This is a genomic window from Mycolicibacterium austroafricanum, assembly GCF_902705885.1.
Taxonomy (GTDB): Bacteria; Actinomycetota; Actinomycetes; order Mycobacteriales; family Mycobacteriaceae; genus Mycobacterium; species Mycobacterium vanbaalenii_A.
In genome coordinates, this window is record NZ_CACSIP010000022.1 from 72030 (window position 1) to 86870 (window position 14841).

At 67.1% G+C, this 14841-nt stretch carries 14 protein-coding genes and 1 tRNA gene; 9 read left to right on the forward strand and 6 right to left on the reverse strand.

From position 1 onward, the window contains the following. Positions 1-2: 2 nt before the first annotated feature. The gene (locus BEMPMBAN_RS15445; protein WP_159231458.1) at positions 3-902 is read right to left on the reverse strand and encodes a LysR family transcriptional regulator; all 900 of its coding nucleotides are present in this window, start codon (positions 900-902) and stop codon (positions 3-5) included. 70 nt (positions 903-972) lie between these two features. Between BEMPMBAN_RS15445 and BEMPMBAN_RS15450 the strand changes: the two genes are divergently transcribed. From BEMPMBAN_RS15450 to BEMPMBAN_RS15460, 3 genes are all read left to right on the forward strand, one after another. Continuing rightward, positions 973-1641, forward strand: coding sequence for an alpha/beta fold hydrolase (locus BEMPMBAN_RS15450; RefSeq protein ID WP_159231460.1), 669 nt, complete (start codon positions 973-975; stop codon positions 1639-1641). 78 nt (positions 1642-1719) lie between these two features. Then, entirely contained in the window at positions 1720-2166 is a 447-nt protein-coding gene (locus BEMPMBAN_RS15455) for a Zn-ribbon domain-containing OB-fold protein (RefSeq protein WP_234897485.1), read from the forward strand. Further along, positions 2163-3371 (forward strand): lipid-transfer protein, encoded by a 1209-nt coding sequence (locus BEMPMBAN_RS15460; RefSeq protein ID WP_159231462.1) that lies wholly within the window; start codon positions 2163-2165, stop codon positions 3369-3371. Before BEMPMBAN_RS15455 ends, BEMPMBAN_RS15460 begins: the two co-directional genes overlap by 4 nt. Positions 3372-3402: 31 nt before the next feature. Here the strand turns inward: BEMPMBAN_RS15460 and BEMPMBAN_RS15465 are convergent, their stop codons facing one another. Then, complete coding sequence (locus BEMPMBAN_RS15465) at positions 3403-4617, reverse strand: branched-chain amino acid ABC transporter substrate-binding protein (RefSeq protein ID WP_159231464.1); 1215 nt, start codon at positions 4615-4617, stop codon at positions 3403-3405. Between the two features lie 441 nt (positions 4618-5058). Here BEMPMBAN_RS15465 and BEMPMBAN_RS15470 point away from each other — a divergent pair, with 441 nt between their 5' ends. The 4 genes from BEMPMBAN_RS15470 to BEMPMBAN_RS15485 are packed head-to-tail and all read left to right on the forward strand — an operon-like array spanning position 5059 to position 9090. Next, positions 5059-6339 carry a branched-chain amino acid ABC transporter permease gene (locus BEMPMBAN_RS15470; RefSeq protein WP_159231466.1) on the forward strand — a complete coding sequence of 427 codons (1281 nt, stop codon included), beginning with the start codon at positions 5059-5061 and terminating at the stop codon, positions 6337-6339. Positions 6340-6342: 3 nt separating this feature from the next. Continuing rightward, entirely contained in the window at positions 6343-7335 is a 993-nt protein-coding gene (locus BEMPMBAN_RS15475) for a branched-chain amino acid ABC transporter permease (protein WP_159231468.1), read from the forward strand. Next, positions 7325-8281, forward strand: a complete 957-nt coding sequence (locus tag BEMPMBAN_RS15480) for an ABC transporter ATP-binding protein (protein WP_159231470.1) — start codon at positions 7325-7327, stop codon at positions 8279-8281. Before BEMPMBAN_RS15475 ends, BEMPMBAN_RS15480 begins: the two co-directional genes overlap by 11 nt. Further along, the gene (locus tag BEMPMBAN_RS15485; RefSeq protein ID WP_159231472.1) at positions 8278-9090 is read left to right on the forward strand and encodes an ABC transporter ATP-binding protein; all 813 of its coding nucleotides are present in this window, start codon (positions 8278-8280) and stop codon (positions 9088-9090) included. The genes BEMPMBAN_RS15480 and BEMPMBAN_RS15485 overlap by 4 nt, the downstream gene beginning before the upstream one ends. 24 nt (positions 9091-9114) lie before the next feature. Here the strand turns inward: BEMPMBAN_RS15485 and BEMPMBAN_RS15490 are convergent, their stop codons facing one another. Together BEMPMBAN_RS15490 and BEMPMBAN_RS15495 are read right to left on the reverse strand one after the other, a co-directional pair. Then, complete coding sequence (locus tag BEMPMBAN_RS15490; RefSeq protein WP_159231475.1) at positions 9115-10452, reverse strand: ABC transporter substrate-binding protein; 1338 nt, start codon at positions 10450-10452, stop codon at positions 9115-9117. Positions 10453-10618: 166 nt separating this feature from the next. Continuing rightward, on the reverse strand, positions 10619-11239 hold the full coding sequence (locus BEMPMBAN_RS15495) for a two-component system response regulator PdtaR (RefSeq protein WP_200845994.1): 621 nt from the start codon (positions 11237-11239) through the stop codon (positions 10619-10621). A gap of 100 nt (positions 11240-11339) precedes the next feature. On the opposite strand from BEMPMBAN_RS15495, the gene BEMPMBAN_RS15500 reads away from it, so the two are divergent. Further along, positions 11340-11413: transfer RNA gene (locus BEMPMBAN_RS15500), tRNA-Leu, on the forward strand. Between the two features lie 55 nt (positions 11414-11468). Further along, positions 11469-12734: an adenylate/guanylate cyclase domain-containing protein gene (locus BEMPMBAN_RS15505; RefSeq protein ID WP_159231499.1), complete on the forward strand. Its 1266-nt coding sequence runs from the start codon at positions 11469-11471 to the stop codon at positions 12732-12734. Here BEMPMBAN_RS15505 and BEMPMBAN_RS15510 read toward each other — a convergent pair. Both BEMPMBAN_RS15510 and BEMPMBAN_RS15515 read right to left on the reverse strand, forming a co-directional pair. Next, entirely contained in the window at positions 12709-13188 is a 480-nt protein-coding gene (locus tag BEMPMBAN_RS15510; RefSeq protein WP_234897486.1) for a Dps family protein, read from the reverse strand. The genes BEMPMBAN_RS15505 and BEMPMBAN_RS15510 overlap by 26 nt on opposite strands. Before the next feature lie 56 nt (positions 13189-13244). After that, the coding region (locus tag BEMPMBAN_RS15515) for a DUF2339 domain-containing protein (RefSeq protein ID WP_159231480.1) at positions 13245-14841 on the reverse strand (1597 nt) is incomplete at its 5' end.

Genomic DNA, 14841 nt, shown 5'->3' on the forward strand with positions numbered 1-14841 from the left:
GGCTACGACACCGGGGCCACGGCCACACCGGAGGCGATCATCCGTCGGGCCCGTTCACAGAACCTTCGTGCCGCCGGGTTCGTCCGGTCCCGCCGCCACGCCCACACCAGCCGTCCCCGGAGTTCGGGGCTCACAGGCATCGCGTGCAGGTTTGTCCGGCCCCGCGCCATCGACTGCGGCAGGACCGCCACTCCCAGCCCGTACCGGGCCATTTCGACCAGTTCGACCGGGCTGCTGGCCTCGAACGCGATGTGCGGGCGTAACCCCGCTGCGGCGCAGGCAGTATCGAACCTGGAGCGTAAGCCGGTGCCGACGGGTAACGAGATGACTGGGTGATCACACAGCTCGTCCAGCCGCAGCACCTTGCGCCGACCCAATGCATGCCGCGGGGCGACGGCGGCTTCGATGGACTCGTCGGTGATCACCTCGAAATCCAGTCCCGGCGGACCTTCATCGACGCCGATGGACACGATGGCGACGTCCAGCCGACCGTCTGCGAGCTTGTCGACGAGGGCATCGGAAGCGTCGGCGACCAAGGTCATCTCAATCGCCGGATGATCGGCGATGAAGTCCGCCATGAGCCGGGCGATCTCGACCGGATGCGCGGTCACGGTGCCGATGGCCACCACACCGCGAAGCAGGCCGGTCACCTCGTCGACCGCCGACTGCCCGTCGCGCAGCGCAGCCAGCGCCGCCCGGGCGTGCGGCAGCAGGGCCTCCCCGGCCGAGGTCAGCCGAACCGGGCCCGCAGAGCGGTGCAGCAGCGGCTGCCCGACCGCGCGCTCCAGTCGCTGGATCTGGGCGCTGACGGCCGGTTGGGCCACTCGTTCCCGGCGTGCGGCCCTGGTGAAGCTGGTTTCCTCGGCGACCGCGACGAAGTACTCCAGCTGACGTCGTTCCATAACCACAGATTATGAGCTTTCTCGCTGATCGATATTGGACTTATGCGCTCTGAACGGCCAACGTGAAGTCATGACCGACTTCGTCCTGATCCCCGGCGCCTGCCACGGTGGCTGGTGCTTCGACGGTCTCGCCGAGGACCTCCGAGCCCGCGGCCATCGGGTGCTTCACCCCACCCTGACGGGGATCGCCGAACGGTCTCACCTCAGCCATGCCGGGGTGAACCTCGAAACCCACATCGCCGACGTGCTGGCCGAACTGAGCGCGCACCGCGTCACGAACGCCGTCCTGGCAGGACACAGCTACGGCGGCATGGTGATCACCGCGGTGGCGGATCGCATGCCAGAGCGCATCGACTCACTGGTGTACATCGACGCGCTCGTCCCCCGAGATGGTGAATCATGTTGGGACATCGTCGACGACGAGATGCGGCAGTGGTATCTCGACGTCGACGACACCGGATACGGCGTGCGTCCGATGACCTTCTTCGACACTCGTGCCACACCCCATCCACTGGCGTCACTGCTGCAGCCGATCCGACTGGACGGCGACATCAACGGATTCCGGCGCCGTGACTTCGTCTACGCGCTCGGCTGGCCCGGGCAGTCGCCGCTGCGCCGATCCTACGAACGGGTGCGCGATGACCCGCACTGGCATGTCCACGAACTCGAGGGCTCCCACAACCTGATGCGCGACAACGCCGCCGGGCTGTTGAGCATCCTGGCCGACTCGGCGCCGTAGCCGTCACGCCACATCGAATCACGCGGTGGAACTGGAACACGTTTTAGGTCTATCGGCTGGACTCGGTACGCTGACCGCGTGTCAGCTTCAGAAGTCTCGGTGCAACCCGCGGTCGAGGGGTGGTTCGCCACCGACGGGACAGGTGCTCCCCACCTGATCGGCGGCAAGTGCGATCAGTGCGGAACCTATGTGTTCCCGCCACGTGCCAACAATTGCCCCAATCCGGCCTGTGACGGTGACGAGCTCGCCCAGGTGCCGCTGTCGCGTCGCGGCCGGCTGTGGAGCTACACCGAGAACCGGTACGCCCCTCCCCCTCCCTATCCGTGCCCGGATCCGTTCGAACCGTTCGCGGTGGCTGCCGTCGAGTTGGCCGACGAAGGCCTCATCGTGCTCGGCAAGGTCGTCGACGGCACCTTGGCCGCCGACCTGAAGGTCGGCATGGAGATGGAACTGTCCACCATGACGCTCTACGTCGACGACGACGGCATCGAGCGGACCGTCCACGCCTGGAGGATCGCCGAATGAGCACCGGAACTCCAGCACCGCTGTACATCCTGGGCGCAGGTATGCACCCCTGGGGCAAGTGGGGGCGTGACTTCACCGAGTACGGCATGGTGGCAGCACGGGCTGCGCTGGCCGAGGCCGGCCTGGACTGGCGACAGATCCAGCTGGTCGCGGGTGCCGACACCATCCGCAACGGCTACCCGGGCTTTGTCGCCGGCGCCACGTTCGCCCAGAAGCTGGGCTGGAACGGCGTCCCGGTCAGTTCGAGTTATGCGGCGTGCGCCAGCGGTTCCCAGGCCCTGCAGAGCGCGCGCGCCCAGATCCTCGCCGGCTTCTGCGACGTCGCGTTGGTGATCGGCGCCGACACCACGCCCAAGGGGTTCTTCGCACCGGTCGGTGGCGAACGTCGCAACGATCCCGACTGGCAGCGTTTCCACCTGATCGGCGCGACGAACACGGTGTACTTCGCGATGCTGGCGCGCCGCCGGATGGACCTGCACGGCGCCACTCTCGAGGATTTCGCGCAGGTGAAGGTCAAGAACGCGCGCCACGGTCTGAACAACCCGAACGCCCGCTACCGCAAGGAAGCCTCGGTCGAGGATGTGCTGGCCAGCCCGGTGGTGTCCGATCCGCTACGGCTGCTCGACATCTGTGCGACCTCCGACGGGGCCGCGGCGCTGATCGTGGCCAGCAAGTCGTTCGCCGAGAAGCACCTGGGCTCACTTGAGGGAGTCCCCTCGGTCCGTGCGATCAGCACCGTCACGCCGCAGTATCCGCAGCACCTCCTCGAACTGCCCGACATCGCCACCGACTCCACCGCCGTGGTCTCGGCGCCGGAGCGGGTGTTCAAGGACCAGATCCTCGACGCCGCCTACGCCGAAGCCGGTATCGGCCCCGAGGACCTGAGCCTGGCCGAAGTCTACGATCTGTCCACCGCGCTCGAACTCGACTGGTACGAGCATCTGGGGCTGTGCGCCAAGGGTGAGGCCGAGGGGCTGCTGCGCAGCGGCGCGACGGCCATCGGCGGCCGGATCCCGGTCAACGCCTCCGGCGGGCTGGCCAGTTTCGGCGAGGCGATCCCGGCCCAGGCCATCGCGCAGGTCTGCGAGCTGTCCTGGCAGCTCAAGGGTCAGGCGACCGGGCGTCAGGTGGAGAACGCCAAGGTCGGCATCACCGCCAACCAGGGCCTGTTCGGCCACGGTTCCTCGGTGATCGTCGCGCGCTGAGGCGGCGTCCGAAAAGCGCTGGCGCGCAGGGCTACTCGACCACCCGGTAGATCCAGATCAGCGCGTCCGTCAGTTCGCCGGTGGCAGTCCACCGGTAGCGGCGGGCGATTCCCTGTCCGTCGTAGTCCCGGACGAACTGCAGGAGCGCCGGCCGGGTGATCGCCCCGGAGTCGATTCCCTTGAGCAGAATCGTGCCCAAGTCGTAGGCCTCCACGCTGTAGCTGGGGGGCGGCTCGTCGAACGCGCGGCGGTACTCGTCGACGAAGTCAGGTGGAGCAGGGCTGCACGGGCAGGACAACACCGCCCCGTTCGCCGCAGAACCCGCTTCGTCGACGAACGCCACGGTCTTCACGCCGTCGGCACCCACGAAAGCGCCCTCGAAGCCCGCGTCACGCAGCTGCGCAACGAGAGCGGCGGCCTGCGGGTAGTACCCGGCGAAGAACACCGAATCCGGAGCCGCAGAGGTGATCTGAGGGACGATGCCGGAGAAGTTGGTGTCGTCCGGCCTGATCGCGATGTTGCACGCCGAATCAGCCATGGCGCCAAGGGTTTCGCGCACCGTCGAAGCGAGTCCCAGGCCGTAGTCGGAACTGTCGTCGACGACGCACACCTTGCGGTGACCGAGGGTCCCGGTCATGTAGTCGGCGACTGCAGGCCCCTGTACCTCATCGTCGGCCACCCCGCGGAAGAACGTCCGCCACCCCTGCTCGCTCAACGCCGGGCTGGTGGCCGACGGGGTCACGGCGACCAGTCCGGCGCGGTCGAACACTCCGCCGGCTGCCAGCGTCTCACCGGAGGTCGCCGGCCCGACCACACCGACGGTGTAGGCATCATCGACGATCTGGGCGGCCACCTCGGCTCCCCTGGCCGGATCCCCCTCGGTGTCAAAGGGTTTCAGCTGAACCTGACACGCGGGATTGGCCTCGTTGTGCTGGTCGACGGCCAATTGGACGCCGTTCATGACGCCGGTGCCCATCGCCGCGTCCGGTCCGCCGAGATCACCTGCCATCGCGATCGACAACGGCGGACAGACCGCGTTACCGTCGCCGGCCGGCCTGGCCGGCTCCGGGCCGTCGACCCCCTCGACCACAGCACCGTTGCGATCGATTTGGACCTGCGCCTCGATGGTTAGGTCCTCCGGCGACGTTCCCGGCACCGACGGCGCTCCGCCGCACGCGCTGGACCCGAGTGCCACCAACGCTGCCGAACCGAGCGCAAGGGCGCCACGTACCCCTCGACAGCGCACGTACTCTCCTCCCGAACTACCACGGCATGGGCCGTGGCCCCGGGTAGAACATAGCAACGTGACAGCGGGGTGGGTGGGGATAACCCAACCTGCGGGTGTGGGCCCGGCGGACGGAATCCGGTCGTTCAGAACTCGAAGTCGCCGTGTTGGCTGACCTCGCGATGGGTGTCGGGGACCTTGCCCGCCAGTGCCGCAATCGTCAGCACGACGAGCATCGCTCCGAACACGATCAGCAGCGTCATGATCTTGAGCATTCCGCTGACCGGAGAGTCCCAACAGTGGCAGCAGTGACATCTGTCATCAATATCCCGCCAACCTGATCGAGCCTGGAAACACAATCGATACGCGCCGGACATCCAGAACCCGGCCACCTGCTTCCGAACGCTATACAGTCGCCCGAAACGAATCGAGCGATTTTCCAGCGACGGAGGAGTTCCCTTAGTGGGCCTGTGTGCTCGTGTCGCCTCACGGGGCCTGCTCTTGGTCGCCTTCATCGTGTTGGCTGCGTTCCTGGGCGCCGGCGTCGCCGCGGCCCAGGACGCCGAGACCGCTCCGGTCGCAGGACGACTCGTCGACGCGGGCGAACCGGTGGCCGGAGCGGTGGTGCGGATCATCGACGAGGCCGGCGAGGAAGCCGACACCGCCACCTCCGACGACAGCGGACGCTGGAGTGTCGAACTCCCGGTCGGCACCTACACCTTCGAGGTCGACCCCGAGAGCCTCCCGGACGGGGTGAGCGTGCAGAGCGCAGTGACCCGCGACGTCATCGCGGGTCGCACGAACACCGTGGTGTTCATCTTCGGCGAGGTCCGCACCTCGATGGAGACACCGCTGTACGAACGCGTCATCCGACTCACGATCGACGGCCTGCGATTCGGTCTGGTCATCGCCGTCGCCGCCATCGGGCTGAGTCTGATCTTCGGCACCACCGGTCTGACGAACTTCGCCCATGGAGAGCTCGTCACCCTGGGGGCGGTGTTCACTTGGATGTTCAACGTCACCTTCGGCGTTCCGCTGGTCGGTGCCGCGGTGCTGGGCATCATCGCCGGTATCGGCGTGGGATGGCTGAACAACGCCGGCATCTGGCATCCGCTGAGACGGCGACGGGTGGGCCTGATCCCGCAGCTGGTCGTTTCCATCGGGCTGGCCATCACGCTCCGTTATCTAGTGCTGGCGCTGTTCTCCGACCGAACCCAGGCCTTCGCCGAATCCACCGTCAGCGCTCAGCGTCAGTGGGGCCCGATCGCGATCACCGACACCAACCTGCTCACGATGGCGATCAGTGTGGTGGTCCTGATCGCTGTCGCGGTGATGCTGCAGAAGACCCCGATCGGCAAGGCGATGCGGGCGGTGGCGGACAACAAAGACCTGGCCTCGGCGTCCGGGATCAACGTCGAACGGGTGATCGTGTTCGTGTGGTGCCTGGGCGGTGGTCTGGCGGCGCTCGGCGGGATCCTGCTCGCACTCTCAGAGCTCGGTGGCCGGGCCCAGTGGGAGATGGGATTCAAGCTGCTGTTGCTGATGTTCGCCGGCATCATCCTCGGCGGCCTCGGCACCGCTTATGGCGCGCTGCTGGGGTGCCTCATCGTGGGTCTGTTGGTGCAGCTGTCCACCCTGGTGATCAACCCCGACCTCAAGTACGTCGGCGGCCTGCTCATCCTCATCCTCATCCTCGTCGCACGGCCGCAGGGCATCCTGGGCTCGCGGGAAAGGATCGGGTGAGCCGTGGATCTCGTCTCCGCCCTTCAGGCATCGTTTGCGCAGCTGATCGGCCCGTCGGCGATCTTCTACGCGCTGCTTGCCATCGGCCTGAACCTGCACTTCGGCTACACCGGACTGCTGAACTTCGGACAGATCGGATTCGCCCTGCTCGGCGGCTACGGCGTCGGCATCATGACCGTCACCTACCAGCAGCCCCTCTGGGTCGGGATCCTCGTCGGGCTGTTGGCGGCCGGGGCCCTGGCGATCGTCCTGGGCATTCCGACGCTGCGCCTGCGCGCCGACTATCTGGCGATCGCGACCATCGCCGCCGCGGAAGTGCTGCGGTTGATATTCCGGTCGACGGCGTCGGACTCGGTGACCGGGTCGACGAACGGACTGTACGGATTCGCCGGCCCGTTCACCCGGTTCAGCCCGTTCGATTCCAGCAAGCAGTACTCGATCCTCGGTGTGAACTTCGTCGGTGACGACGTCTGGGCGATGCTGGTGGGCTGGACGCTGGTGCTGGTGCTGTGCTTCTTCGTCTACCTGCTCTCCCACAGCCCGTGGGGCCGGGTGCTGCGGGCCATCCGCGAGGACGAGGACGCCGCCCGGGCCCTGGGCAAGAACGTGTTCGTCTACAAGCTGCAGGCCCTGGTTCTCGGCGGCGTGATCGGCGGCATGGGCGGCGTCTTCAACGCGCTGCAGACCAAGTCGATCCACCCCGACTTCTACTCCACCGCACAGACTTTCTACGCGTTCGGGGCGTTGCTGCTCGGCGGCGCCGCGACCGTGTTCGGCCCGGTGGTGGGCGCGATGCTGTTCTGGTTCCTGCTCGCGGTGCCGGATGCGGCGCTGCGCCAAGCCATTGCGGGCCCCGACCCGCTGCTGCCCTTGACCGATGCGCAGGTCGGCGCCACCAGGTTCATCCTGCTGGGGATCCTGATCGCGGTGCTGATGGTGTTCCGGCCCCAGGGGCTGCTGGGACGAAAACGGGAGTTGCAGTTCGATGGCCGATGACTCACCTGTGCCTGCCGCCGATCGCGCTACCCTGTTCGCCGCGACCCCGGCCGAACCGGGATCGCCGAAACCCGACCCGATCCTGGTGGTGGACGGCGTCTCCCGATCCTTCGGCGGCCTCAAAGCCGTCGATGTCGATCATCTGGAGGTGCAGCGCGGTGCCATCACCGGGCTGATCGGGCCGAACGGGGCGGGCAAGACGACGCTGTTCAACCTGCTCACCGGTTTCGACCGGCCCGACACCGGCAGCTGGAAGATCGACGGGGAGAACCTCGGGAGGATGCACCCCCACCAGGTGGCGCGCCGCGGGGTGGTGCGGACCTTCCAGTTGACCAAGGCGCTGGCGCGGATGTCGGTGCTCGACAACGTCAGGCTCGGTGCGCAACACCAGGTCGGCGAGCGCATCCTGTCCTCGCTGCTGCCGATGGTCTGGCGTGGCCAGGAGGCGCAGATCACCGAACGTGCGCACGAGATGTTGCACCGGTTCAAGCTGGAGACGAAGGCCGAAGACATGGCCGGCTCGTTGTCGGGCGGACAGCGAAAGCTGCTGGAGATGGCGCGGGCTCTGATGAGCGACCCCAAGGTCGTCATGCTCGACGAACCCATGGCCGGGGTCAACCCGGTGCTGACCCAGAGCCTGCTCGCGCATGTGAAATCCCTTCGCGAGGAGGGCATGACGGTGATCTTCGTCGAACACGACATGGACGTGATCCGTGATATCAGTGACTGGGTGGTGGTGATGGCCCAGGGCTCGATCATCGCCGAGTCACCACCAGATGCGCTGGCCGACAACCCCGCAGTGGTCGACGCTTATCTCGGTAGCCACCACGATCAGGCCCTCGAGTTCGACGAGCACGGCAACCCCGTCGGCGCGACCGCGGAGTTGGCACAACACATCGAGCAGGCGGTCATGGCCGAAGTCGACAACGACGGTGAGAAGCGATGAGCGAGGCAGCGGACCGACCCACCGAGTTGTCGCCGGCCGAACTTGCAGCCACGCCCGAGGAGCACGCACATCTGGCGGAGGGTTCGCTGCTGCAGGCCGACAATCTGGTGGCTGGTTACGTTCCCGAGGTCGACATCCTGCGGGGCTGCGACTTCTTTCTGCGCGACGGCGAGATCGTCGGCATCATCGGTCCCAACGGCGCGGGCAAGTCCACGCTGCTGAAGACGTTGTTCGGTCTCATCCCGGTGCGGTCGGGGTCGGTGACCCTGCGTGGCGACAACATCACCTCGGCCCCCGCCCACGTGCTGGTGACCAAAGGTCTCGGTTACGTGCCCCAGAACCGGAACGTGTTCCCCTCGTTGACAATCGAGGAGAACATGGAGATGGGGATCTATCTGCGCCGGTCGAAGTTCGTCGAACGGTTCGAGGTGGTCGCCGAGCTGTTCCCGCTGCTGGGGCAGCGGCGCAAGGTGAAGGCCGGCGCATTGTCAGGCGGTGAGCGCCAGATGGTCGCGATCGGCCGGGCATTGATGATGGAGCCCTCGGTGTTGCTGCTGGACGAGCCGTCGGCGGGGTTGTCACCGATGTTTCAGGACGAAGTGTTCATCCGCTGCAAGCAGATCAACGCCGCCGGCGTCTCGATCATCATGGTCGAGCAGAACGCGCGGCGCTGTCTGCAGATCTGCGACCGCGGGTACGTGCTGGACCAGGGCACCAACGCTTACACCGACACCGGCAGCAACCTGATGAACGATCCCAAGGTGATCGAGCTCTACCTGGGCACCCTGGCCGGCAACCGCGAGACCTGACTCGGGCTGCCGGCCCAGGGGCGTTCAGGACTCGTTGACGATGATGTAGTCGTTGGTCTGCAGCGTGTTGTCCGGGCCGAACTCCAGGCTGCCGTACGAGCCGACGGACGGTTCCCCCGCGGGACCGAACGCCAGTTCGCCTGTCACACCGTCGTAGTCGATGTCCTCACCGGCGACGATCAGATCCCGGCACTGGACGAAGGTGGTGCACTTGGTGCCGTCCCGCGTGACGCCGATGATGTTGGCCGCGATGTCGACCCCGGCCGTGGATCCAGCCTGTTCGGCGGCCAGCGCGGTGATCACCACCGCGTCGTAGGACTCACCGGCGTAGTTGAAGTCGATCAGCGCGGGATCGGCTGCCTTGAGCCGGTTCTCGAAATCGGGACCGACGTCGGTCAGCGGTGTCGTGCCCTTCATGCCGGCGAGCAGGCCGGGCGCGACACCCTCACCGAGGGCGTTGCCCATGTTGCCGTCGGTGCCGTACACCAGCATTCCGTCCGACGGTCCGATGCCGACCTCGTGCATCCGGCTCAGGATCTTGGCGCTCTCCTCGAAGCCGATCACCGCCACCGCGTCGGGACTGAACTCGTTGGCCTGGTCGACCTCGGCGTTGAAGGACTGGGCGTTGGGGTCGTAGACGATCGTCTTGATCTGGTCCGAGGGAATGCCCGCGGCCTCGAGATCCTCGACCGTGTTGGCGGCCAGTCCGGTGCCGTACGGATCGTTGAGGGCCATGATCACCACCCGCTGGGCCCCGTCCTGGGTGATCAGCTGCGACAGTGCCTGCGCCTGCAGCACATCGGTCGGGGCGGTGCGGAAGTACATGCCCTTGTCGGGATAGCAGACGAACTGGTCGGAGGTGTTGGCCGGCGAGAACTGCACCACACCGGCGCTGGAGATCTTGTCGATCACCTTCAGCGACACCGCGGACGACGCCGCACCGATGATGGCGCTGACCCCATCAGCGAGTTGGCGGTCCACGGTGACGTTGGCGGTGTCGGTGGTGGTGTCCCCGGAGTCTCCGGTGATCAGCTGCACCGGCTGGTCGAGCACCCCGCCGGCGTCGTTGATCTCGGTGACGGCGACCTGGACACCCGCCACTTCGGGCGGGCCGAGGAACGCCAGGGTTCCGGTCTCCGGCAGCAGGGTGCCGATCTTCAGCGGCGTGGTGACCGGCGCCGCTCCCGGAGTGGCCTGAGGGGGCTCGCAGTCGGTGGAGACGACCTCGGCGGTTTCCTCGGTCGTCGCCTCTTCGCCGCCGGCAGCCGAGGTGTCCTCCCCCGAATCGCTCGAGCAGGCGGTCAACGCGAGAGACGCGATTCCCACGATGGCGAACGCGCGAGCGAGAGTTCGATGTGTCATCGAGAAGCTCCTGAATATGTCATTGCCGACTGTTGCCAGCGCCTGCGAGGCGCTGGGACGACGCTATCGGCTGCCGGCGGGACGCGAGATCCCTGGAAGGCCTCGTGACCAATCTGTGACCTCACGGAGAACAAGTTAACGTCCCCGTAGTAACAGCGGGTGAATTTCAGGGCGACTCGGGTTCCAGCGTCTCCAGAACCACCTCTGCCACCCGCTTCATCGTGGTGCGCCGATCCATCGCGGCGCGCTGGATCCACTTGAATGCCTCGGGCTCGGTCATCGCCTGTTTGGCCTGTAGCAGGCCTTTGGCGCGCTCAACCAGTTTTCGCGTCTCCAGACGGTCGGACAGGTTCGCGACTTCCTTCTCCAACTCGGCGATCTCGCCGAATCGGCTGACGGCCACCTCGATGGCCGGAATCAGGTCGGAGATGTTGAACGGCTTGACCAGGTAGGCCATCGCACCGGCGTCGCGGGCGCGCTCGACGAGCTCGCGCTGGCTGAAGGCCGTGAGGATCACGATCGGGGCGATCCGCTTGGCAGCGATCTCGGAAGCAGCGTCGATACCGTCGCGCCGCGGCATCTTGACGTCCATGATCACGAGGTCGGGTCGCAGCGACTCGGCCAGGTCCACAGCCTCCTGCCCGTCGCCGGCCTCACCGACGATCTCGTAGCCCTCGTCGCGCAGCATCTCGGCCAAATCCATCCGGATGAGAGCCTCGTCCTCGGCGACAAGCACTCGGTGCGGCGTGACGGCAGGGACAGGTGAGTCCGTCGGTGACCCGGTCATGGAACTCATTGTGGCCGCCGCGGGCCGGATGGGCGACCGCGGGGCCATCCTCTATGGTGGGAGGCCGCGCGAACTTGCCGTTCCCGGTGAGAGCGCCGACGCCCTCGTATCCCAACTGGCAGAGGAAACGGATTCAAAACCCGTACAGTGTGAGTTCGAATCTCACCGAGGGCACCGCAAAACGCACAGCTCAGAGGATGTCGAGCGATAAGCTCCGGCCGTGGTCAAGGTGCGACCCGTATGTGTGCCCGACGTGGCGCTGGGCAACGGCGCCTGGTCGCCGAGCCACCACCGCGACGACCGGGTCGGCCGCCGGCTGCGGGTGCTCAAGATCGCCGGCTGGATCGCGGCGGTGGTCTCGATCGGTTTCGGGGTGTTCCAGCTGGCGTTGGGCGGAGCGCTGTGGTGGCTGGGCGCCGTCAACCTGCTGTGCGGCCTGGTCTTCCTGGCGATCCCGCGACTGTGCCGCTTCGGCGAGCTGGTCGCACCGCTGACGTTCGTCGCGTTCGCTTACGTATCGGTCGGGTTCATCTGCTTCACCATCGGGACCGGCTCGGGACTGCAGTTCTACACGCTGGTCGCCGCGGCGCTGGTGGTGCTGATCCTCGGGATCGAGCGCATCCTGCTGGCCGCGGTGATCGCGGTCATCGGCGTGGCGATGACGGTCGCTCTCGAGCTGACGGTGCCGCACGACCGGGGCCTGGGCCCACCCTGGACGTTGACCGCCGGGTTCATCACGGCGGTCGTCACTTCGGCGGTGATGATCATCGCCACCATCTGGTACACGCTGCGCGAGATCGAACGGGCGGAAGCGGCGATGGAGGCCGAGTACCAGCGCTCCGAGCAGCTGCTGGCCAACATCCTGCCCGCGTCGATCGCGGCCCGGTTGAAGGATCCGTCGCGCACCGTCATCGCCGACAAGTACGACGACGCGTCGATCCTGTTCGCCGACATCGCCGGCTACACCAAACGTGCCAGCGACACCGCGCCCGCCGAACTCGTGCGGTTCCTCGACCGGCTCTACACCGACCTGGACGCGCTCGTCGACCGGCACGGCCTGGAGAAGGTCAAGACCAGCGGCGATTCCTACATGGTGGTCAGCGGGGTGCCCATCCCCCGCGCCGACCACCTGGAGGCACTGGCATCGCTGGCACTGGACATGGCCCACGCGGTCGCCGACCTCAAGGACTCCGAGGGCCGCGACGTGCCGCTGCGCATCGGCATGGCCGCAGGACCCGTCGTCGCGGGCGTCGTCGGAGCCAGGAAATTCTTCTACGACGTCTGGGGCGACGCGGTGAACGTCGCAGCCCGGATGGAGACCACCGACGTCGAAGGACGAATTCAGGTGCCCGACAACGTGTATGAACGTCTGCACGACTCGTTCATGCTCGAGGAGCGTGGCCACGTCGACATCAAGGGCAAGGGGATGATGCGCACCTGGTACCTGATCGGTCACCGGGCCGAGGTGGTCACACCTTCCGGTTCTCCGACTTGATCAGCCACGCCAGCTTCTCCAGACCGTCGATGAGCTGGTGCAGGATGTCCGCGGTGCTCGGATCCTCGGCGTCCACCGTGTCGTGGACCGACCGCAGCGTGTCCACCGCCGCATAAACGCGTCCGGTGATCAGGTCGACGACCTCGCCGGTGCTCCGTTCGTAGGCGGGGAACTCCGGCAACGACGTGCTCGCCGCCACGGTGTCCGACCGTCCGTCCGGTACGGAGTCCAGTGCGCGCATCCGCTCGGCGACGGTGTCGCTGGCTTCACGGGCGAAGTCGACGACCTCGTCGAGCTGGAGGTGCAGGTCACGGAAGTTGGTGCCGACGACGTTCCAGTGCGCCTGCTTGCCCTGCAGGTGCAGTTCGATCAGGTCGACGAGCACCTGCTGCAGCGCGGCGACAAATTCCGGTGAGGCGTGGAAGCCCGAGATCTCGGCCTCTGTCTTACGCATGTTCGTTGTGGTAGCCATACTCAACCCAACGAACCATAATCTGGAATCGATCCAATTTATTGGGTGATCTCCGTCATAGCGTGGTCCTGTTTCTCCAGCAGGCGCGCGTAGCCGGCACCCATACCCAGCAGGACCAAGCCCGCCACGATGAACACCGCGACCCGGAAGATGCCGTCCAGGGTGCCGAGGTCGAACAGGAACAGCTTTGCCATCGCGGCGGCGACCAGGCCCAGTCCCCCACCGATTGGCACCGAGCGCTCGGTGCGCGGCCGGCGGGCGGCGTATCCGAACAGCCCCGCCGCCATCCCGATCCAGCAGATCGTCGCCGTCATGTGGCCGGCATAGAAGCCCAGATGGTCGTCACCGCCGACCAACATGCCTGCGGTGACGGTGAACAACGTGACGGCGTAGACGATCACCACGACTGCACCGCCCCACAGCAGGTGCGCCGTGGTCCGCCACGACCACACGATGGCCACCGCGCAGCCGGCCAGCAGGATGCAGGCCACCAACGTCGATACCGCCCGGCCGGTGGCGAGCACGGTGGGCTCGAGCAACGTGCTCGGCGGCGCGTAACCCGACTGCAGAGCGGCGCCGACGATCGCGAAGCCGGTCGCCGACCAACGTGCGACCACATCACCGCGCCCTGCCACCGCGACCACCACTGCCATCGCCAACAACACCGGTGCGGCCACCGGGCCGTCGAACCCCACGGTCACGGCGATCAGCGCGGCGACCGCCGACGTTGCGGAGAGCACCCGCCGCACCACGCCGGGAACCCCCGGAAAGCGTTCCCCGACAAGCACAATCGCCAGCAGCGCCGCCGACAGCGCAGCAGCCATCAGCGCCGCGATGACGTGGTCCACCGCCAGCACCACACCCAACACCGGTGTCACCCCGGCCGCGGTCAGCAACGCCATCGCCGTGCGGTTGGCCGTCCCCGGAAGCAGGATCAACGCAGCGCCGATGCTCACCACCGCCGCGATCGCGCACGCCCCCGCCAGGGCCAGGTCCTGACCCGTGTCGAAGGCGCGGGCCGCGAGCGCCGTCAGAAGCGGCAGGACCATGGCGGCAATCCGCGCGACGTGCAACCAGATCCAGTCCCTGCCCAGTTGCACCGGCACCGACACAGCGGACAGAGCGAGCATGAACCCGATGAGAAGCAGGGTGACACCGTCGGTGACGACGGGCGCCAGACCGATCAAGGGCACCAACACCAACAGCCCGAGATGTTCGGAATCCCACCGGCGCGCCAGTGTCAGACCGCCGCCGGCGATCACCGCGGCGAGGACGAGCCCCACCGGCGCGGAGACCCAGCCGTAGATCGTCGTGACGGCGATGACATCCATGTACGCCGCGGCGATACCGGTGGCGGCCAGCGCGATCGCCCCGACGCGCCCACCGGGCCGGGAGTCCAGCCACCATGCCGCGCCGACCAGGCCCGCCGCCAGCACGGCTCCGGCAGCGACCCGGAACTCGGGGCGCAGAATTCCCGCCTGCGCCGCGAGCACCAACAGCAACACGACGCCGACCAGGGTCACCGCGACGCCGGCGACGGCCAGCAGCTTGCCGATCCAGCCCTCTGAACGCTCCCGCGGCGGCTGCGGCGGCCAAACGGGCGGGGGCGGCGGGGATGGCTGCGGAGGCCAAGCC

Coding starts and splice junctions, on each gene's coding strand:
- BEMPMBAN_RS15480 (WP_159231470.1), top strand. CDS start 7,325: ATGGCCGATGACTCACCTGTGCCTGCCGCCGATCGCGCTACCCTGTTC.
- BEMPMBAN_RS15495 (WP_200845994.1), bottom strand. CDS start 11,239: ATGACCGGGTCACCGACGGACTCACCTGTCCCTGCCGTCACGCCGCAC.
- BEMPMBAN_RS15450 (WP_159231460.1), top strand. CDS start 973: ATGACCGACTTCGTCCTGATCCCCGGCGCCTGCCACGGTGGCTGGTGC.
- BEMPMBAN_RS15490 (WP_159231475.1), bottom strand. CDS start 10,452: ATGACACATCGAACTCTCGCTCGCGCGTTCGCCATCGTGGGAATCGCG.
- BEMPMBAN_RS15510 (WP_234897486.1), bottom strand. CDS start 13,188: ATGCGTAAGACAGAGGCCGAGATCTCGGGCTTCCACGCCTCACCGGAA.
- BEMPMBAN_RS15445 (WP_159231458.1), bottom strand. CDS start 902: ATGGAACGACGTCAGCTGGAGTACTTCGTCGCGGTCGCCGAGGAAACC.
- BEMPMBAN_RS15460 (WP_159231462.1), top strand. CDS start 2,163: ATGAGCACCGGAACTCCAGCACCGCTGTACATCCTGGGCGCAGGTATG.
- BEMPMBAN_RS15485 (WP_159231472.1), top strand. CDS start 8,278: ATGAGCGAGGCAGCGGACCGACCCACCGAGTTGTCGCCGGCCGAACTT.